Source organism: Tenacibaculum ovolyticum DSM 18103, assembly GCF_000430545.1.
GTDB classification, from domain to species: domain Bacteria; phylum Bacteroidota; class Bacteroidia; order Flavobacteriales; family Flavobacteriaceae; genus Polaribacter; species Polaribacter ovolyticus.
The window spans coordinates 736,719-758,243 of record NZ_KE387163.1 but is presented as its reverse complement, the minus strand read 5'-3'; the positions used below and the strand labels follow the sequence as shown (position 1 = coordinate 758,243).

At 30.6% G+C, this 21,525-nt stretch carries 16 protein-coding genes and 1 other RNA gene; 15 read left to right on the top strand and 2 right to left on the bottom strand.

From position 1 onward, the window contains the following. Positions 1-246: 246 nt before the first annotated feature. Genes H518_RS0113505 through murA form a run of 3 tightly spaced genes read left to right on the top strand, consistent with a single transcriptional unit; the run spans position 247 to position 4,594 of the window. A complete protein-coding gene (locus H518_RS0113505) occupies positions 247-2,574 on the top strand; it encodes an ATP-dependent helicase (RefSeq protein WP_028889559.1) in 2,328 nt (775 codons plus the stop codon). A gap of 49 nt (positions 2,575-2,623) precedes the next feature. Further along, positions 2,624-3,280 (top strand): DUF4290 domain-containing protein, encoded by a 657-nt coding sequence (locus H518_RS0113500; RefSeq protein WP_028889558.1) that lies wholly within the window; start codon positions 2,624-2,626, stop codon positions 3,278-3,280. After that, the gene (gene murA, locus H518_RS0113495) at positions 3,281-4,594 is read left to right on the top strand and encodes a UDP-N-acetylglucosamine 1-carboxyvinyltransferase (RefSeq protein WP_028889557.1); all 1,314 of its coding nucleotides are present in this window, start codon (positions 3,281-3,283) and stop codon (positions 4,592-4,594) included. A 72-nt stretch (positions 4,595-4,666) separates the two neighbouring features. Here murA and H518_RS0113490 read toward each other — a convergent pair whose 3' ends face one another. Next, a complete protein-coding gene (locus H518_RS0113490; protein ID WP_028889556.1) occupies positions 4,667-4,864 on the bottom strand; it encodes a hypothetical protein in 198 nt (65 codons plus the stop codon). Positions 4,865-5,029: 165 nt separating this feature from the next. Between H518_RS0113490 and H518_RS0113485 the strand changes: the two genes are divergently transcribed. The 6 genes from H518_RS0113485 to H518_RS0113465 all read left to right on the top strand — a co-directional run bounded on the left by H518_RS0113485 (position 5,030) and on the right by H518_RS0113465 (position 12,538). Next, entirely contained in the window at positions 5,030-5,599 is a 570-nt protein-coding gene (locus H518_RS0113485) for a nucleotide exchange factor GrpE (protein ID WP_028889555.1), read from the top strand. Positions 5,600-5,692: 93 nt separating this feature from the next. Continuing rightward, positions 5,693-6,820, top strand: coding sequence for a molecular chaperone DnaJ (gene dnaJ / locus H518_RS0113480; protein ID WP_028889554.1), 1,128 nt, complete (start codon positions 5,693-5,695; stop codon positions 6,818-6,820). 245 nt (positions 6,821-7,065) lie between these two features. Further along, positions 7,066-7,375, top strand: an RNA gene (rnpB, locus tag H518_RS20600) — RNase P RNA component class A. Between the two features lie 503 nt (positions 7,376-7,878). Beyond that, the gene (locus tag H518_RS0113475) at positions 7,879-10,656 is read left to right on the top strand and encodes a bifunctional aconitate hydratase 2/2-methylisocitrate dehydratase (RefSeq protein WP_028889553.1); all 2,778 of its coding nucleotides are present in this window, start codon (positions 7,879-7,881) and stop codon (positions 10,654-10,656) included. Positions 10,657-10,896: 240 nt separating this feature from the next. Next, on the top strand, positions 10,897-11,829 hold the full coding sequence (locus H518_RS19880) for an anti-sigma factor (protein WP_051263775.1): 933 nt from the start codon (positions 10,897-10,899) through the stop codon (positions 11,827-11,829). A 241-nt stretch (positions 11,830-12,070) separates the two neighbouring features. Beyond that, a complete protein-coding gene (locus H518_RS0113465) occupies positions 12,071-12,538 on the top strand; it encodes a DUF6495 family protein (RefSeq protein WP_028889552.1) in 468 nt (155 codons plus the stop codon). Here H518_RS0113465 and H518_RS0113460 read toward each other — a convergent pair. Next, positions 12,519-13,205, bottom strand: a complete 687-nt coding sequence (locus H518_RS0113460) for an SIR2 family NAD-dependent protein deacylase (protein WP_028889551.1) — start codon at positions 13,203-13,205, stop codon at positions 12,519-12,521. The two genes, H518_RS0113465 and H518_RS0113460, sit on opposite strands and share 20 nt — an antisense overlap. Before the next feature lie 297 nt (positions 13,206-13,502). Here H518_RS0113460 and H518_RS21170 point away from each other — a divergent pair, with 297 nt between their 5' ends. The 6 genes from H518_RS21170 to H518_RS0113430 all read left to right on the top strand — a co-directional run bounded on the left by H518_RS21170 (position 13,503) and on the right by H518_RS0113430 (position 21,524). Further along, complete coding sequence (locus tag H518_RS21170) at positions 13,503-13,649, top strand: hypothetical protein (protein ID WP_155995229.1); 147 nt, start codon at positions 13,503-13,505, stop codon at positions 13,647-13,649. 33 nt (positions 13,650-13,682) lie between these two features. Next, positions 13,683-14,339: a hypothetical protein gene (locus H518_RS0113450; protein ID WP_028889550.1), complete on the top strand. Its 657-nt coding sequence runs from the start codon at positions 13,683-13,685 to the stop codon at positions 14,337-14,339. A 46-nt stretch (positions 14,340-14,385) separates the two neighbouring features. Continuing rightward, positions 14,386-14,832: a phosphate-starvation-inducible PsiE family protein gene (locus H518_RS0113445; protein WP_028889549.1), complete on the top strand. Its 447-nt coding sequence runs from the start codon at positions 14,386-14,388 to the stop codon at positions 14,830-14,832. A 120-nt stretch (positions 14,833-14,952) separates the two neighbouring features. After that, on the top strand, positions 14,953-17,289 hold the full coding sequence (locus H518_RS0113440) for a TolC family protein (RefSeq protein WP_028889548.1): 2,337 nt from the start codon (positions 14,953-14,955) through the stop codon (positions 17,287-17,289). An 11-nt stretch (positions 17,290-17,300) separates the two neighbouring features. Continuing rightward, positions 17,301-18,392, top strand: a complete 1,092-nt coding sequence (locus H518_RS0113435) for an efflux RND transporter periplasmic adaptor subunit (RefSeq protein ID WP_043706930.1) — start codon at positions 17,301-17,303, stop codon at positions 18,390-18,392. A gap of 21 nt (positions 18,393-18,413) precedes the next feature. Further along, complete coding sequence (locus H518_RS0113430) at positions 18,414-21,524, top strand: efflux RND transporter permease subunit (protein WP_028889546.1); 3,111 nt, start codon at positions 18,414-18,416, stop codon at positions 21,522-21,524. Position 21,525 lies beyond the last annotated feature (1 nt).

The following is a 21,525-nucleotide window of genomic DNA, read 5'->3' as shown; positions in this document are numbered from 1 at the left end:
TTTAAAAAAAAAGGAGAACATAGTTGCTTGAAATTGGAATTATAAAATTAAAAATATTTTAAAAAGAGCATGTTTTTTTATTGCTAGTGCTTAAATAAATAAAATTATTTGATGTAATAAAAGGTGATGTAATTTTAGCTGTTTTTAAGTCTGTAAAAAATGTGAATAAAAAACATCGCACATTCTTTATAATACTTAAAAGAATGGTTAAATTTCCGTTTTAAAAATTCTTTCAATCTTTTTCTATTGAGCACTTATTTAGAGCAACTTAACGAACCACAAAGAGCAGCCGTTTTACAAAAAGATGGCCCAATGATTATTATAGCAGGAGCCGGATCGGGTAAAACGAGAGTTTTAACGTATCGTATAGCTCATTTAATGAAGCAAGGAGTCGATTCCTTTAACATTTTATCGCTAACCTTTACTAACAAGGCAGCACGTGAAATGAAAGAACGTATTGGCGGAGTTGTAGGTTTTAGCGAAGCTAAAAATTTATGGATGGGAACCTTTCACTCGGTTTTTTCTAGAATTTTACGATCAGAGTCAGACCGTTTAGGATATCCATCTAATTTTACAATCTATGATTCGCAAGATTCTGTGCGATTAATATCTACGATCATTAGAGAAATGAAGCTAGATAAAGATCGTTACAAACCAAAGCAAATTTTAAGTAGAATCTCATCTTTTAAAAACAGTTTAATAACTGTTAGAGCCTATTTTAAAAATTCTGATTTACAAGAAGCCGATTTAGAAGCAAGTAGACCTAGAGTAGGAGATATTTACAAAGCTTATGTAGAAAGGTGTTTTAAGGCAGGAGCTATGGATTTTGATGATTTATTATTAAGAACCAACGAGTTATTAACCCGTTTTCCTGAAGTACTAGCAAAATACCAAAGTCGTTTTAAATATATAATGGTTGATGAGTATCAAGATACAAACCACTCACAATATTTAATAGTAAGAGCTTTAGCAGATCGTTTTCAAAACATTTGTGTAGTAGGAGATGATTCGCAAAGTATTTATAGTTTTCGTGGAGCAAATATTAATAACATCTTAAATTTTCAAAAAGATTACCCTGATGTTAAAACATTTAAATTAGAGCAAAACTATCGATCAACAAGTAATATTGTAGAAGCAGCAAATAGCGTAATAGACAAAAATAAAACAAAACTAGATAAAGAAGTTTGGACAGCGAATGATCCAGGAGAAAGCATTAAAATAATGCGAACAATTTCTGATGGAGAAGAAGGACGTTTTGTAGCACAATCTATTTGGGATAACAAAATGAATAATCAATTAACAAATGATTCTTTTGCTATTTTATACCGTACCAATGCGCAATCTAGAGCAATGGAAGACGCTTTACGTAAAAAAGATATTAAATATAAAATTTACGGGGGTATGTCTTTTTATCAACGTAAAGAAATAAAAGATTTATTATCGTATTTACGTATACTAATAAACCCAAATGACGAAGAAGCTTTAAAACGAATTATTAATTATCCTGCACGAGGTATAGGTGCAACGACTATTGATAAATTAGCAATCGCTGCAAATCATTATAAAAAATCAATTTTTGATATCTTATTAAATTTAGATAAAGTTGATTTAAAAATAAATACAGGAACAAAAAATAAGCTAGCTAATTTTACGAGAATGATTCAGCGTTTACAAATAGACGCACAAAAAATGAATGCCTTTGAAATTGCTGATTTAGTTGTAAAACAAACACAATTAGTTAAAGATTTACAAAAAGATGGTACACCAGAGGGCGTAAATAAAGTTGAAAATATTCAAGAATTATTAAATGGAATAAAAGATTTTATTACTGATAAAATAGAAGCAGGAGACGATGCATCATTGCCTATTTTCTTAGAAGATGTAGCTTTAGCTACTGATTTTGATAGCGAGAGTGATGATACACCAATGGTTTCGTTAATGACAATTCACTTATCAAAAGGATTAGAGTATCCATACGTATATATTGTAGGATTAGAAGAAAGTTTATTCCCTTCAGCTATGAGTATGAATACACGTAGTGAATTAGAAGAAGAAAGACGTTTATTTTATGTAGCCTTAACAAGAGCTGAAAAAGTAGCCTATTTAACCTATGCACAAACGCGTTACCGCTGGGGTAAATTAACAGATGGTGAACCTAGTCGATTTTTAGAAGAAATAGAAGATAAGTTTGTAGAGCATTTAGCACCTAAAGTTCCTCAAGGTTTGGCGAACAGATTTATTGATGCAAGTGTATTTGATGATGATTCACCCAAAAATATTCGTTTTCAAAAACCTATTCAAAAGAAAAGAAAAGAGTTTTTAGCAAAAAAAGAAAAACCAAGTATGGTGTCTCCTAAAAGTAAAATGAAAAAGGTATCAGACGTAAACCCGAAAATGAATTTATTTGAAGGAGAAATTGTTGTTGGTAATTTTGTTGAACATAATCGTTTTGGAACAGGAGAGGTAATTGCTTTAGAAGGTAAAGGACCCAATAAAAAAGCCGAAATTAAGTTTGGTACCGTAGGAAAAAAGAAATTATTATTACAATTCGCAAAATTAAAGGTAATCGGATAGATAATAAATCCGTAATAATTACCTATTTTGCAGCTATAAATACAGAGAAATGACGTTTGATTTAGAGTACAATTCAGAGAGAGATCACTTAATAATTCCGGAATACGGAAGACATATACAAAAATTAGTAAACCATTGTATTGCTTTAGAAACTAAAGAAGAAAGAAATATAATGGCAAAAGCAATTGTCGATGTAATGGGGAATTTACAACCTCACTTACGAGATGTGCCAGATTTTAAACATAAACTTTGGGATCAGTTGCACATTATAGCCGATTTTCAGTTAGATGCCGAGTCTCCATATGAAATACCTTCAAAAGAAGAACTGAAAGAGAAGCCAGAAAAAATGGATTATCCAAAATCAGCTTCAAGATATCGTTATTATGGAAACAATATCCAAACAATGATAAATATAGCGTTAACATGGGAGGAAGGAGAAAAAAGAGAAGCATTGGTCTTTACGATAGCAAATCACATGAAGAAATGCTATTTGAATTGGAATAAAGATACTGTTGATGATGCTGTTATTTTTAAGCATTTATACGATTTGTCAGGTAAAGAGATAGATTTAAGAGAATCTAAAGAAAAGTTGTCAGAAAGTAAGAATTTACTAAGAAAACGTAGTAACCAAGGACAAGGAAATCATAAAAATAATCAGAAAGGAAAATCTAATTATAGTAGTAATAATAAATACAGAAAAAAATAAATGGCATCATTTAAAATTGAAGGAGGTCACAAGCTTAACGGAGTAATTACACCTCAAGGAGCAAAAAATGAAGCGTTACAAATTATATGTGCTGTATTGTTAACAGCAGAAAAAGTAACGATAAATAATATTCCTGATATTATTGACGTAAATAAGCTTATTTTTATTTTAGGAGAACTAGGTGTTAAAATTGAAAAATTAGGAAAAAACTCTTATAGTTTTCAAGCAGATGCTATTAACTTAAAATATTTAGAATCGGCAGATTTTAAAAGAGATGGAAGTTCATTAAGAGGTTCAATAATGATAGTTGGTCCTTTATTAGCACGTTTTGGTAAAGGATATATTCCAAGACCAGGAGGTGATAAAATAGGACGTCGTCGCTTAGATACCCATTTTGAAGGATTTATTAATTTAGGTGCAAAATTTCGCTACAATAAAGAAGAGTATTTTTACGGAGTTGAAACTGAAACAGGTTTAGTTGGTACAGATATGTTACTAGACGAAGCTTCAGTAACAGGTACGGCTAACATTTTAATGGCAGCAGTTTTAGCAAAAGGAACAACAACTATATATAATGCAGCTTGTGAGCCTTACATTCAACAATTATCAAAAATGTTGAATTCTATGGGGGCAAAAATATCAGGAGTAGGTTCAAATCTACTAACTATTGAAGGAGTAACTTCTTTAGGTGGATGTGAACACAGAGTATTACCTGATATGATAGAAATTGGTAGTTGGATTGGTATGGCAGCAATGACACGATCTGAATTAACAATTAAAGATGTTAGTTGGAAAAATTTAGGACAAATACCAAATGTATTTCGTAAACTAGGAATCCAATTAGAAAAAATAGGTGATGATATTTTTATTCCTGAACAAGATAGTTATGAAATTCAAAACTACATCGATGGATCTATTTTAACAGTAGCCGATGCGCCTTGGCCTGGTTTTACTCCCGATTTATTAAGTATTGTATTGGTAATAGCAACACAAGCAAAAGGAACAGTCTTAATTCATCAAAAAATGTTTGAAAGCCGTTTGTTTTTTGTTGATAAATTAATAGATATGGGTGCTAAAGTAATTTTATGTGATCCGCATAGAGCAACTGTAATAGGGCATGATTTTCAATCGATGTTAAAAGCTACAAAAATGACTTCGCCAGATATTCGTGCTGGAATTTCATTATTAATAGCAGCCCTATCGGCAAAAGGTACTAGTATTATTAATAATATTGAGCAAATAGATAGAGGTTACGAAGATATTGAAGCTAGATTAAAATCTATTGGAGCAAAGATCGAAAGAATAGAAGATTAATTTAAGAAGTTAATTTAAATAAAAAAACCAGCAACTTTTATAAGTTACTGGTTTTTCTTTTAAGATATAGTATTACATTTCTTGGTCACAAGTATATACTTGTGGACAAGCAATAATCTTATGACAATAGAAAGGACCTGTAACACGTCCTGCGCAATCACAACCACATTTGCTAGCATCTTCTACTAAAGAGATACCTCCAGTTAGATTTTTTTGTTCTTGTCTAGTTAAAATTGTTGCGCCAGTAATACTTAATAAGTTATTTTTCATAATTAATGAGGGACTTAAATGTTAATTAAATTTATTTCCTATAAATATAGGAATTATACACGATTAAAAAAAGAGATGAATTAATTAATGTCAAGTTGACACAATTTTTTTATTGGCAATATTATTGATAAAAGTATGCTGAAGAATTTAAAGAGACTATTTACAATGAGTAAAGATCAATATACAAAAGAAGACGAGTTAAAAGACGCAATTGATAATGCGCAAGTAGAAGAAACTCAAGAAGCAGAGAAAGCACAAGAGGTTGAGGGGGTTGAAGAGAAAGTAGTACCTACAACTGAAGAGTTACTTCAAGCAGAAAAAGATAAGTATTTACGTTTATTTGCTGAGTTTGAAAACTATAAAAAACGTACGTCTAAAGAGCGTATGGAGCTTTTTAAAACAGCAGGACAGGAAGTAATGACAGTTTTACTGCCAGTTTTAGATGATTTCGAAAGAGCTTTATCACATATTGAAGATGATAAGGAGGCTGAAGAGTTACGTAAAGGAGTATTATTAATTTATCAAAAAATGGTATCTACTTTAGAGCAAAAGGGATTAACAGCTATAGAGGTAAAGTCAGGTGATGTTTTTGATGCAGAAGTACACCAAGCAATTACACAAATACCTGCACCTTCTGATGATTTAAAAGGAAAGGTTGTTGATTGTGTAGAAAAAGGATATAAGTTAGGAGATAAAATTATTCGTCATCCAAAAGTGGTGGTAGGACAAGCATAAATAATAGGTCATTAAAAAGGTTTTCATTTTAAAAAACCTTTTACAAAGTTATATAATATCACTTTAATTGGCTACTGACAGAATAGAATAAAAATGGCAAAACAAGATTATTACGAAGTATTAGGTATATCAAAATCGGCATCACAAGCTGAAATTAAGAAAGGATATCGTAAAATGGCGATTAAATTTCATCCAGATAAAAACCCAGATGATAAAAGCGCTGAAGAGAAATTCAAATTATGTGCTGAAGCATATGAGGTGCTTAGTGATGATAACAAAAAAGCTCGCTACGATCAGTATGGTCATGCAGCTTTTGATGGACCACAAGGTGGCGGCGGCGGTTTTGGCGGCGGCGGAATGAATATGGATGATATATTTAGTCAGTTTGGAGATATTTTCGGCGGCGGTGGTTTTGGTGGTTTCGGCGGTGGCGGAGGTCAACGACAAGCTAGAGTTAAAGGATCTAATATGCGTATTCGTGTAAAGCTAACCTTAGAAGAAATAGCGAATGGTGTAGAAAAGAAGGTTAAAGTTCGTAGAAAAGTTCAGGCAGATGGAGTTACTTATAAAACATGTACAACGTGTAATGGTAGTGGACAACAAATGCGAGTTACCAATACAATTTTAGGTAGAATGCAAACGGCAACTACTTGTGGTACTTGTCAGGGAGCTGGAGAAATAATTAGTAATAAACCTAACGGGTCAGATGCGCAAGGGTTAATTATAAAAGAAGAAACCGTTTCAATTAATATTCCTGAAGGAGTTACTGAAGGAGTACAATTAAAAGTAGGAGGGAAAGGAAATGAAGCTCCAGGTAAAAACTCTATACCAGGAGATTTATTAGTGTTAATAGAAGAAGTTCAGCATGAAACACTAAAAAGAGAAGGGAGTAATATTCACTACGATTTATATATTAATTTTTCTGAGGCAGTTTTAGGAGTTTCTAAAGAAATAGAAACAGTAACAGGAAATGTAAAAATAAAAATTGAAGCAGGAACTCAATCTGGTAAAATTTTAAGATTAAAAGGAAAAGGATTACCTAGTATAGAACGTTATGGTAATGGAGACTTTTTAATTCATATTAATGTTTGGACACCGCAAGAGTTAACAAAAGATCAGCGCAAGTTTTTTGAATCTATGCAAGGGGATGAAAATTTTAGTCCAAACCCTCAAAGGTCTGATAAATCATTTTTTGAGAAAGTAAAAGATATGTTTTCTTAAAAGGAATCATTTTAAATATTTTTTATCTAAAACCCGCTCAAATACTGAGCGGGTTTTACTTTTTGTAAAAAAGAGTAAAATTAATTTTACTTTTTTTGCAAAAATATTGTGTAATGTAAAAAACATTTCTATATTTGCAGTGTCTATAAGACGTTATAGACACTTTTTCTTTTTCATAGCAATTTTCCCACTCAATTTATTGAGTGGGTTTTTTTTGAAAAATTATGAACTCATTTAAAAATAAATAAGTAGACCTATCTTATCGACTTATATTTAGTATAAGTAGGAAAGTCTGGACACCAAAGAGTAGTATAGCGGATAACAACCGTCCGGTGCAAACCGAGGACAAGTGCAGCAGAAAGTATGTACAGGTAATGCTGTAGTGAAACCAGGTAAACTCTATACGGTGCAATGTCATGTACATTAGAGCTCGAGCGCTACTCGCGCGATTCTAAGGGGTAGGCAGATTGATTTTACAAGTAATTGTAAAACTAGATAAATGATAAGAGTCTTATTTATAAGAAACAGAATCCAGCTTACTGGTCTACTTTTTTATTTTTACATATATGAGAAATAAGTAATTACTTAAAACTTATAATGACCTCTATTTAATAGAAATGTATTATTACTTGTTCGTTTGGGCGGTATTAAGCGCTATTTATCGTAAAAAGGTTCAATGGTGGTAAAGGATTAAAATTTTATATAAGATTTTACCTACAGATTTCTGTTTTTTATTAAGAATCATTAATTTAAACCTTAAATTACTAGTTTATGAATTGTGAATTTGATTAAAAATTAACAATTAAAAGGTGTTTTTTTGCGAACTGTGTTTTTTTTAGCGTGTTAAATCAAAGTTTGTTTACTAATTAAGCTAGTTAAGTGTTTATTTTTTAAATTTTATTTATAAGTAGTACTTTTGCAATACAAAAACTAATAAAAATTACATTGTTTGGCTTTTCATATTAATATGATTAAAAATATTAAATGTAAATTTAAAGTGCGTTTAATATAAGCGATAGAATTTGCAAATAAGCCATCAACATTAAAAGAAACCTTTTATGAATATTTATCAAGATTACATCAAGGAGATCGAAGAGCGTAAAGCTCAGGGGCTTCACCCAAAACCAGTTGATGGTGCTGAATTATTAAGTAAAATTATAGAACAAATTAAAGACTCATCTAATGAGTATAGAGAAGATTCTCTTAACTTCTTTATTTATAATGTTTTACCAGGAACTACAAGTGCTGCAACTGTAAAAGCAAAATTTTTAAAAGAAATTATCTTAGGAGAATCTGTATTAAAAGAAATTACTCCTTCTTTTGCTTTTGAGCAATTATCTCACATGAAAGGTGGACCTTCAGTTGATGTATTATTAGATTTAGCCTTAGGTTCTGATGCTTCTTTAGCAAGAGAAGCAGCGGATGTTTTAAAAACGCAGGTTTTTCTTTACGAAGCAGATACAGAGCGTTTAGAGAATGCTTTAAAAGAGGATAATGATATTGCAAAAGAAATTATAGAAAGTTATTCTAAAGCAGAGTTTTTTACCAAATTACCAGAGGTAGATGAAGAAATTGAAATTGTAACATTTGTTGCAGGAATTGGTGACATTTCTACAGATTTACTATCACCAGGAGCAGATGCACACTCTAGGTCAGATAGAGAGTTGCACGGACAATGTATGTTTGAGCATAATAAAGATATGCAAAATGAATTGTTAGCTTTAAAAAAACAACACCCTAATAAGCGTGTTATGTTACTTGCTGATAAAGGAACAATGGGAGTTGGTTCATCAAGAATGTCAGGTGTAAATAACGTAGCATTATGGACAGGTATATCGTCTAGTCCATATGTACCGTTTATTAATATTGCTCCAGTAATTGCTGGTACTAATGGTATTGCTCCGATTTTCTTAACAACTGTAGGGGTAACTGGAGGTATTGGTATCGATTTAAAAAATTGGGTAAAGCAAAAAGATGCTGATGGAAATACGATTGTAGATGAAGAAGGAGAAGCTATCTTAAAAGAAGAGTATTCTGTAGCTACAGGTACAGTTTTAACTATAAACACAAAAACTAAGAAGTTATATAACGGAGATAAAGAGTTAAAAGATATTTCTACAGCTTTAACACCACCAAAAATGGAGTTTATAAAAGCTGGAGGTTCTTATGCTGTTGTTTTCGGTAAAAAATTACAAACCTTTGCTTGTAAAGTATTAGGTATAGATGTTCCTCAGGTATATGCTACTTCAAAAGAAGTTTCAGTTGAAGGACAAGGTTTAACTGCTGTTGAAAAAATATTCAACAAAAATGCAGTTGGAACTACTCCTGGTAAAACATTACATGCAGGTTCTAACGTTAGAGTTGAAGTAAATATTGTTGGATCTCAAGATACTACAGGGTTAATGACCTCTCAAGAGTTAGAGATGATGGCAGCTACTGTAATTTCTCCAATTGTTGATGCAGGTTATCAATCAGGATGTCATACGGCTTCTGTTTGGGATGATAAGTCAAAAGCTAATATTCCAAGATTAATGAAGTTTATGAATGACTTCGGATTAGTAACTGCACGTCACCCTGAAGGGAAATACCATGCAATGACTGATGTTATTCATAAAGTATTAAATGATATTGCTGTTGATGATTGGGATGTAATTATAGGAGGAGATTCGCATACACGTATGGCAAAAGGTGTTGCTTTTGGAGCAGATTCAGGTACCGTTGCTTTAGCTTTGGCAACTGGAGAAGCTACAATGCCAATTCCAGAATCAGTAAAAGTTACTTTTAAAGGAGAAATGAAATCTTTTATGGATTTCCGTGATGTGGTACACGCAACACAAGAACAAATGTTAAATCAGTTTGGAGGTGATAATGTATTTCAAGGAAGAATCATTGAAGTTCATATTGGAACATTAACATCTGATCAAGCATTTACATTTACAGATTGGACAGCTGAGATGAAAGCGAAAGCTTCTATCTGTATTTCAGAAAATGAAACATTAATTGAATCTTTAGAAATATCAAGAGACCGTATTCAAATCATGATTGATAAGGGTATGGATAACAAGAAACAAGATTTTAAAGGATTAGTTGATAAAGCAAACAACCGTATCGAGGAGATTAAGTCAGGAACTAAATCAGCATTAAAACCAGATGCAGACGCTAAATACTATGCAGAAGTTGTTATTGATTTAGATAAGATTGTTGAACCAATGATTGCTGATCCGGATGTAAATAATGAAGACGTATCTAAGCGTTATACACACGATAATATTCAACCATTATCTTTTTATGGAGGAACTAAAAAAGTTGATTTAGGTTTTATCGGTTCATGTATGGTGCATAAAGGTGATATGCAAATTTTGGCACAAATGCTTAAAAATGTAGAAGCACAAAAAGGGAAAGTAGAATTTAAAGCACCTTTAGTTGTTGCTCCACCTACATACAATATTGTAGATGAACTAAAAGCTGAAGGCGACTGGGAAGTTTTAGAAAAATATGCAGGTTTCGTATTTGATGACAATGCTCCAAAAGCGGAAGCAAGAACTAAGTATGAAAATAAATTATATTTAGAACGTCCAGGTTGTAGTTTGTGTATGGGTAATCAAGAAAAAGCTGAGCCAGGAGATACTGTAATGGCTACTTCTACTCGTTTATTCCAAGGAAGAGTTGTAAGAGATACTGATGGTAAAAAAGGAGAATCTTTACTTTCTTCTACGCCAGTAGTAGTATTATCAACTATCTTAGGAAGAACTCCAACGATGGAAGAATATGAGAAAGCTGTTGAAGGTATTGTTTTAACTAAATTTAAGCCATCTACAAAGAAATTAGTGGTGTAGTTATTATGCTGTTTTATATAATTAAAAAGCTCGAGTGTATAACTCGGGCTTTTTAATTATACAGTATTAATAAGAAATAGTATAGTTATTGTTATATGTAATAATAGTAGATGGTTTTAATAATTATATTCTTCATTAAATAGGTTGTAAATTTATATATATGATATAATTTTTTAAGCTATGTGTAAGTTTCAATTTTATACTCGACTTAACAGTTGTATAATAAAAACTTAAACAATTATGAAGAAAGCATTTTTAAGTCTATTGGCTATTACAGCAATTTCTTTCACTTCTTGTAGTGATGATAATGATGATATTGCAACGACAAAAACAGTAACACAATCATTTCAAAATTTACCAGATTTAGGTGATAACTATGTGTATGAAGGTTGGCTTATTGTTGGAACAGAAAAAGTATCGACAGGAAGATTTTCTCATATTGAGGGAGCTAGTAATACAAGTACGTCTCTAGATATAATTAAAGTGAATGCAGCAACAGATTATGTGTTAACAATTGAATCAGCAACAGAAACAGGCACAGATTTATCAAGTCCAAGTGGATGGATCTTTTCAAAAGGAACTTTTATAAACAGTACTGCATCTCCATCAACAGATAATACATTGTATAGTGGTTCAAGTAATTTAGAAACAGCAACAGGTCAAGGGTTTTTAAAAGCACCTTCAGTTGGAACTGTAGGAACAGATGCTAACGGTATTTGGTTTATCAATGCATTACCACCAACAGGAGGAGGCTTTACTAATTTACCAACACTTGCAGATGGTTGGATTTATGAAGGATGGGTTGTTGTAAATGATAATTCAGGAAACCCAACACCAATTTCAACTGGTAGATTTTCAGATTCTGATGCTGCGGATGTAAGTCTTTTCGGAGCTGCTAATAACAACGAATTTAAAGGGCCAAATGGAGTTCCTCCATTTCCAGGAGAAGATTTTATCATTGATCCTAATAATAGATACCCTAATGTAACTTTTCCAATTGATTTAACAAGTGCTACAGTAGTAATTTCTATTGAACCAACAACAAATGATGCAGAAACTCCTTTCGGATTAAAACCTTTTGTACAGGCTTTAAGTAGTCAAACATTAGCAACGTCTTTTTCAGTAGATAATAAATATTCAGGTAAAGTAATATCAGGTACTGTAACTAGATAAATATAAATTTTACAATTTGTTTATATATTAAAAATCGCCTCTTGTAGGCGATTTTTTTATGAAAAAAGATGCTTTCTGATAATTTAATATAAATATAAGGATTGTTATTTTTGAATAACAATTAATAGTTTAGTTAGGAGGTTTTTGAATTAGCATAAATCATATAAAACTCTTTTTTTATTTAATATTAATTTTTACAAAGAAAATTGCCAAAACCCTAATTTATTATTAAAATTGCCGAATGAAGTACAGACAACTTACCAAAGAACAATTTGAAGGATTGCATGAAGAATTTGCCCGTTTTTTAGCATCTCAGAGTATAGATGCAAAAGAATGGAAAGAATTAAAAGAAGAAAAACCACAAGTGGCTGAAGACGAAATGAATGTTTTTAGTGACGTTGTTTGGGATGATGTACTTACTAAAACAGCATATTTAGAACATTTTTCACCAAAAATGGTTAATTTATTTAAATGTGATGAAAATGAGATTCATCGTATTGTTGTTACTGTAGATGAAGATATAAACTTGTTAGAACAAGAAGGTTTTGAGTGGTTAATGAAAAATCCTAATGATGAAAAAATTGAGTTTTTTACAGGAACTAAAAAATATGATAAAGAACGAAATGTTGAAGTTTTTGACTTAATAGAAAAAGGAAGCTCAATTTCTAAAGGAGAAATATATGAATATTTTAATCGATTAACATCTTAAGTAATTGTTCGGTTCCTAAACTAGCAACGTCTTTAATAATTGTTAAATTATCAAAGGCGTTTTTATTTACAGCAGGTTTTGGATCAATAAAATAAATAGGGGTGTTTGCAGGTATATAATCAATTAAACTCGCCGCAGGGTATACTTGCATTGAAGTACCAATTATTATTAAAATATCAGCTTTTGAGGTGATTTCAATAGCTTTATCTAACATTGGTACATCTTCACCAAACCATACAATATGTGGTCGTAATTGAGAATCTTTTTCACAACGATTGCCAAGGTTAATGTCTTTTGTACAGTTATAAACTAAATTTTTGTCAAAAGTACTTCTCGATTTTAATAATTCACCATGTAAATGTAAAACGTTAGTACTACCAGCACGTTCGTGTAAATCATCTACGTTTTGGGTAACAATAGTAACATGGTAATCGTTTTCTAGCTTAACTAAGTTTTCATGTGCTTTATTGGGTGAAACAGTAAGTAGTTGTTTTCTGCGCTGATTGTAAAAATTGAGAACTAATTTAGGATTTGCACGAAACCCTTCCGGTGAAGCAACTTCGTAAATATCATGACCTTCCCATAAACCATCAGTACCTCTAAAAGTTTCAATTCCACTTTCAGCACTAATACCAGCACCTGTTAATATTACCAATCTTTTTTTCATTTGTTTATTGTGTTATAGCAACAACTAATATTTAGTTATTAAAAAAGATACCAATTATCAGTTTTTTGAGACTAAAGTATGAATTTTTAGTTTATCTGTTGTGTAGTTAATAAAAGATTATTAGTAGGTATTAAATTCATTGCTCTTTTATTATCTCATTCAATTCTGAGGTAGCTCATTTATATTCATTTGCTAAAAAATACATTTCACCTTTCATTTTTGTCGTCTCACTTAGATCTTCATAGTATGCCCTTGAGGTTCAGGATATATTTGTATAGAATTTAAAAATAAATAATTATGACAGCTCAAAATTTAACAATTAAGATTAATATAATTAATAAAACAGTTGAAATATTAAATATAAAGAGAATGGAGGTTTTAAAAAAAATAAGTAAAACTTTAAAAGAGTTAGGTAGCGGAGCAGGATATGCATTGAGGCATTAAACCAATTTTTAAACACTCTAAAACATAGGAATCGTGAAAATATTTTTTAAAACATTCGGAATATTAGCATTAATTGTATTACAATTTAGTTGTTCATCAGTTGAAACACTTAGTTCATGGAAAAAGGACAAGTCTTTAGATTTAAAGAACAAAAATATTATTGTTTTTAGTAAAACAGAAGATAATTTAGTTAGAAGGCAATTTGAAGAAAGTCTCGTAAATCGTTTAAATGATAATGGAGTACATTCTATAGAAAGTTATAAGAGTTTTCCTGTAATTGATGAAAATAAAAAACTTTCAGTAATTGAAGAAAACAAATTAGCAAAAAAGATTAAAAGCAAGGGGGTAGACATTGTAGTTTTAACAATGTTGAAAGAGGTACAAGAATATACGAAATCAGTAGAATCTAGTGCTGAATATTCAGTAAGAAGTTATCCTGTTTATTTTTATAATAGGTATAGTGGTAATTTTTATATAGACTATGTAAATAACTATTATCAAACTAAACCAGCACGTATTGAAAATTTTGAAGTAAAAAAATACATTTTAGAAACAGTTGTTTTTGATTTGACAGAAAAGGAAGACAAACAGTTAATTTCTGTAATTATTTCAGAGATAGATAACCCTAAGAATTTAAGAACTATCTCTAAAGATTTTTCAAAAGAAATAGTGAAATTATTAATTGATTAGATTATCATATTTCGTAAAAAAAAACTAACTAAATTATTTATAACAAATGAAAAAAATTGAAACAAAAGTTATAAAAAGTATAGAAATAATAGAAAAGGGGATTCTAGTAATTTTATTACTAGCACTTTTATCAGTTGTTATTTACTCAGTAATAATGTTTATAGGACTGCTTTTTAGTGAAGTAATTTTAGGGGTACAAGATTCATTTTCTATAGAAAATGATATACTAATACATTTACATAAGATATTTGGCGGTTTTTTATCTGTCTTAATAGGTGTTGAATTATTGCACACTATAAAAATGTATTTAAAAGAAGGTTTAATACATGTAGAAATTGTATTGCTTGTAGCTTTAATAGGAATATCAAGGCATGTTATTGATTTGGATATAGCTCATATGAAACCTTTTGTTATTATGGCAATTAGTTCTTTGATTATAGCACTTTCTGTCGGTTACTTTTTAATAAAAAGAGGAATACGGAAACCTAAGTAATTATCTTTATCAGACCTTAACAAAAAGTGTTTTTTCGTAAGAGAATATAACTTTAAAAGATAAAAGTAAATTAATTGTTATATATTTAAAATGTTTATTTTACGTATTATTATGTCACAAATGAAAAAAACACTACCATTTTTATTTTTTGTATTAATTTTTAAACTAAGCTATGCACAAACTATTACTATAGGGCTTCTTACAGATAAAAATACTTCAGAAATTCAACCTTTATTAGCGCAATTAAAAACAGAGATTAGCGCTGTTCTTGGGCAAGACCAAACAATTAGTTTCAATAAACCATTGGAAAATAATTATAGTTTAGAAAAAGCAAAAACAAACTATAGTTCGTTAGTTGATAATAATGGTGTAGATATTATTTTATCTTTAGGTGTGTTAGATAATATTGCTATTTACCAGTATAAAACTTATGCAAAGCCAACAATTGTTTTTGGTTCTATAAATTCTGATTTTATAAACCTTTCACCAGAGCAGAAAACAAGTCAAATTAATAACATCACATATATCATTACGCCTTTATCTTATAAAAAAGATCTAGAGGCTTTTAAAACATTATTCGATTATAAAAGCATTGGAATTATAGTTGATGATTATGTGGCTGATATATTACCACTTAAGTCTGTACTTGACCCTTATTTTAGAAAAGAAAGAAAGCAATATAAAATTATTAAAATTTCTGAAAAAGGTTTAATATCTGAGTCACTAGATGGTTTAGACGCTGTTTATCTAGCAGGAGGTTTTCAATTAAATAATATTGAATTCAAAAGTTTAATAAATACTGTAAATGTTAAGAAATTACCCTCATTCTCTGCTAATAGAATTGCAGATGTTGAACGTGGTATTTTGGCAACCAATCAACCACAAACAAATTTAGATCAATTTTTTAGACGTATTGCTTTAAACGTTGAAGCCATAACAAATGGAACAAATGCATCTGAATTACCAATACTATTAGAATATAAAAACAAGTTAACTATAAATTTTAATACAGCTAAACAAATAGATTTTCCATTACGGTATGCGATGTTAGGTTCTGCAGATTTTATTGCAGGCAATGAAGAATCTAATAAGAAAGGTGCTTTATCTCTTTTAGATATAATGAATAGTGTTGTTGATAGAAATTTAGGTTTGTCTTCAGCTAAAAAAAGTATAGAGTTAGTTCAACAAGATGTAAAATTGGCTAAGAGTGGTTATTTACCTAATATTACAGCAAGTGTTAATGGTGTTTATTTAGATCCAAAGGTTGCTAAAATATCTAATGGAACAAACCCTGAGTTTTCAACTTCAGGAGCTATTGTTGCCGAACAACTTATTTATTCTGAAAGTGCATCAGCAAATGTTGATATTCAAAAAGAATTACAAAAGGCTGAAAAGGCAAAATACAACGCTAGTGAGTTAGATGCTTTATTGAATGCATCTGTTGCTTATTTTAATGCTTTAATATTAAAAACAAATACTACTATTCAGAACCAAAATTTGCAGTTAACAAAACGAAATTTAGAATTAGCAACGCAAAATTTTGAAGGTGGAGCTTCAGGAAAATCAGATGTATTACGTTTTAAAAGTCAATTAGCACAAAATACACAACACCTTATTGATGCTGGAAACCAACTTAAACAAGCATTTTTTACGATTAATCAATTAAGAAATACAACTATAAATAAAGACATAGATATTGCTGACGCAGTATTATCAGAAGGTGTTTTTAAAAATTATAAGTACGAAGATTTTTATACGATTTTAGATAATCCAAAATTGCAACCAGCATTAATTGATTTTTTAGTTGAAGAAGCTAAGAAAAATGCACCAGAATTAAAGAGTTTAGATTATAATTTAAACGTCACAAAACGTACATATAAATTAAATGATACAGGGCGTTTTATACCAACAGTAGCATTACAAGGACAGTATAATTTAGCTATCTCAAGATCTGGACAAGGAACTACTATTCCAGCAGGTTTTCCAAGTGCTCCAGATGGAACGTATAATTTTGGATTGAATGTGTCACTTCCTATTTTTAATCAAAATCAACGTAATATTAAACGTCAAACAGCTAAAATACAAGAAGAACAATTAGGTTTTGAAAAACAGAATATTGAATTAAGTATCGAAAAGAATGTTAATGATATTATTCTAGATTTAATTAGTCAGATAGCCAATATTGAAATTTCTAAGGTAGCAGAAAATACAGCTAAAGAAAGTTTAGATTTAACACAAAATGCATATAAACAAGGAGCGGTACCAGTGATTCAATTAATTGATGCACAAAACAATTATTTACAATCGCAATTAGGAAGTGCTACAGCAAATTATAACTATTTACTAACGTCAATGAAATTAGAACGTACTATTGGGTATTTCTTTTTAGCCCATACTGAAGTAGAAAATCAAGAATTCATTCAAAGTGTTAACACTTATTTTTTAAGTAAAAACTAACAGCTACCATCATGAAAATTAAACTATATATAACAATAATCTTATCAACTTTAATTGCTTTTGTATCCTGTAAAGAAGAAAAAAAGACTAAGGAAACTGTTTTAAGGCCTGTAAAGTACACAGTTGTTGGAGATGTTAATACACAAAAGATAAGAACCTTTAGTGGAGTTGCTAAAGCAGGTGACGAAATAGAGTTAAGTTTTAGAGGTAGTGGAATTATTACTAAAGTGAATGTAAGTAAAGGTCAAAAAGTAAAAAAAGGAGATGTAATTGCAAAGCTTGATAATGTAGAAGCAAGTTTAGCTTACGAGCAAAGTGTGTCGGCTTTAAAAAGTGCTAAATCTTCAATGAATACCTCAAAATCTAACCTTAATCGTGTAAAATCTTTATATGAAAAGGGAAGTAATTCGTTGAGTGATTACGAGCAAGCTAAAAACTCATATCAAACAGCTTTAGATCAATTTGAAAGTGCAAAACGAAACAAAAGTATTCAAGCAACACAATTAAGTTATGGCGTTATAAAAGCACCTAAAGACGGATTGATAGCAGATACTAAAGGTAGAGTAGGTGAGCGTGTTGGAGCTGGACATCAATTTGCAATTTTAAATGCTGGTAAAGAAATGAAGATTGAAGTTGGTTTACCTGAAACAGTGGTGAATAAAGTAACTATTGGTATGGTAACTAAATTAGAATTTTCAGCATTAGAAGGTAAAGGGTTGTCAGGAACTGTTATAGAAGTATCTCCAATTATAGATACCGACGCAGCAACTTATAAAGCATCAATTGGTATAGACACGCCTTTAGAGGAAATAAAACCAGGAATGGCATCAAGCGTAACTTTTGATTTTTCAGAAGTTAATGAAATAGCTAATAAATCATTAATTATCCCAGTAAAAGCTGTTGGAGAAGATGGTAAAGGTCGTTTTGTATTTGTTATATCATCAAAAGATGGTAAAAAGGGTAAAGTTAATAAACATCATATAGAATTAGGGGAATTGACAACGGATGGCTTTAAGGTAAAAAGCGGTTTAAAAAATGGTGATAGAATTGCTACAGCAGGCTTACAAACTTTACTTAATGGTCAGCAAGTAAGACTAAAATAATAATCAACTTAAAAATAAACTATGAATCTTACCGAGTTTTCAATAAATCGTAACCGTGTTGTTTTAAGTATATTGGCAGTTGTAATGGTTATGGGAGTGCTTTTTTACACAACATTATCAAGAGATAGTATGCCGCCATATACTATTCGTGTAGCCTCAATTGTATCCTCTTTTCCAGGAGCAAGCCCTGAGCGAGTAGAGGAATTGGTTAGTGATAAAATTGAAAAAATAGCACAGGAATTACCAGAATTAAAATCTGTTAAAAGTACATCTCGTACTGGGCTTTCAGTTGTTAATGTAGAGTTAAAGATGGAGGTTAAACCTGAAGAATTACAACCTGTTTGGGATAGATTACGACGTAAGTTAAGTACCGTTAAAGGTTTACCAAACAATGTACACCCACAGTTAAAAGATGATGGTATTGGTGAGGTTTTTGGTATTGCGGTTGGGTTAATTTCCGATGGTTTTGCATATGCAGAAATGAAAGATTATGCAGATGATCTTAGAGATGACTTAATTAAATTAGATGATGCTGCAAAAGTAGAATTAAAAGGTGTACAAGATGAACGTGTATTTGTTGAGTTTGAAAATACACGCTTAAAAACATATGGATTAACAGCTAATAAATTGCAGAATATTATTGCTGGGACTAATATTTTAAGTTCTGGAGGAACGATTAACGTAGAATCAGAACGTATTATTTTAGAACCTACAGGAAATTTTAATGATATCGCATCTATTCGTAATATGCTAATTCCAGTTGGTCAAAATGGTCAAGTATTAGCTTTAAAAGATATTACTATTGTAAAAAAAGGATATATAAACCCACCAAAGCAAAAAGTACGTATTAATGGTAAAGATGCTATTTCACTTCATGTATCACTTAAAAAAGGAGCTAATATTATAAAATTAGGTAAGGAATTAGATGTTGTATTGGCAGAATGGAAGGATAAATTACCAGTTGGTTTAGAAGTGTCTCGTTTAGCATCAATAGATACTTATATTGATTTAAAAATTAGTGATTTTATAGGTAATCTTTTACAAGCTATAGCTATTGTACTAGCTGTAATGCTTTTCTTTTTAGGTATAAGAACAGGGTTGGTTATTGCGAGTTTAATACCTATCGTAACTATTACAACTTTAATGATAATGGGGTTAATTGATATAGGGTTAAATCAAATTTCACTAGCTGCATTAATTATGGCATTGGGTATGATGGTTGATAATGCTATTGTGGTTGCAGAATCGGTTATGGTAAAAATGGAAGAAGGTATTTCTGTTAAAAGAGCAGCAATAGAATCTTGTTCAGAATTGTTTACCCCTTTATTAATTTCAACATTAACAACCTCTGCAGCATTCTTAGCTTTTTTTATGGCAGAATCTGTAATGGGTGATATTATGGGGCCTATTTTTGTTGTTATTACTATAGCATTGCTGTCTTCTTGGGTAATTGCATTAAGTATTGTAACGTTATTTTGTGTGTTCTTTTTAAAAGTAAAACCGAAAGAAGATGGTAAAGTTAGCTTTTTGGATAGGCTTATAAATGGACTTAAAAGTAAATACAAAGATTTAATTTTGTTAGCCTTATCTTGGAAAAAATCGGTCTTAGTATTAATTGTATTCATGTTTTTTTTATCTATTTTCGGATTTGGATTTTTAAGCTTTGTTTTTTTTCCAGATAGTGATCGTAATATGATTACTGTTGACATTAATTTACCAGAAGGTACAAAAATAGAAAGTACGACTGCAGTTGTTAACGCACTTGAAAGTTATATGCTATCTGATTTAAAAATAACAGACAGTAAAATTGATGGAATTGTAGATTGGTCAGCTTATATCGGAGAAGGACCGGCTGCTTATGATTTAGGTTATAATGCAGATGAAGCGAATTCTAATTATGCTCATATTTTAATAAATACATCATCTTTTTTAGTTAATAACCTAATGGTTGAAAAACTAGATGCTTTTGGATTTGAAAACTTTCCGAATGCTGACATTAAAGTAGGGCTACTTGGTTCTGGAGGAGGTGGAACGCCTGTAGAAATTGAAGTGTCTGGTGATAATCCAGATAAACTAGCAAGTATTTCTGAAGTGATAAAGGCAAAATTATTTACGATTTCAGGAACTAAAAATATTAAAGACGATTGGGGACCAAAAGGTAAAAAATTCGTTATTGATATTGATGCTAATAAGGCACAAACTGCTGGAGTTACAAATAAAGATATTGCAACATCTTTGCAAACTGTTTTAGACGGTTTTCAAGCAGGTGAGTATAGAGAAGGAGATAAATCTATTCCTATTGTAATGAAGAGTGATCAAAAGAAACAGCAATCATTATCGTCATTAGAAACTTTAAATATTTACGCACAAAATTCAGGAAAGAGTGTTCCTTTATTACAAGTAGCTTCTATAGTTCCTGAGTGGCAATACTCAAAAATTAAACGAGTTAATTTAACTAGAACAATTAAAGTATCGAGTGAATTAACAATTACGGGTAATGCTTCAGAAGTAGCACAAAATATTACACCTTGGCTAGAAGAACAAAAAGAAATTTGGGGTAAAGGTTATAATTACGAGTTAGGTGGTGATGCTAAAAGTTCAGCAGAGAACATGGGAGCTGTTGCTAACTATTTACCTTTATCAGCATTTATAATTGTTATGTTATTAATCATTCAATTTAATTCTTTTAGAAAAATGATAATGATAGTTTGTACAATTCCTTTAGGTGTTATAGGTATGGTTTTAGGTTTGTTATTATTTGGTGTACCATTTGGATTTATGGCATTTCTAGGTGTAATTTCATTAGCCGGAATTGTTATTAATAATGCTATCGTACTAGTTGATAGAATTGAAATAGAAGAAAACGAATTAAAAAGAAAACCACAAGATGCTATTATAGCAGCTTGTTTACAACGATTTAGACCAATATTATTAGCAACGTTTACTACGGTGTTAGGTTTAATACCATTATATCTTGGTGGAGGTGAAATGTGGGAGCCAATGGCGGTAACTATTATGGTTGGTTTATTATTTGGTACTGTAATTACGTTGTTATTTATACCAGCATTTTATAGCGTAATGTATAAAGTAGATTATAAAGATTATGAGTTTAATGAAGATTTGCTAAATTAAA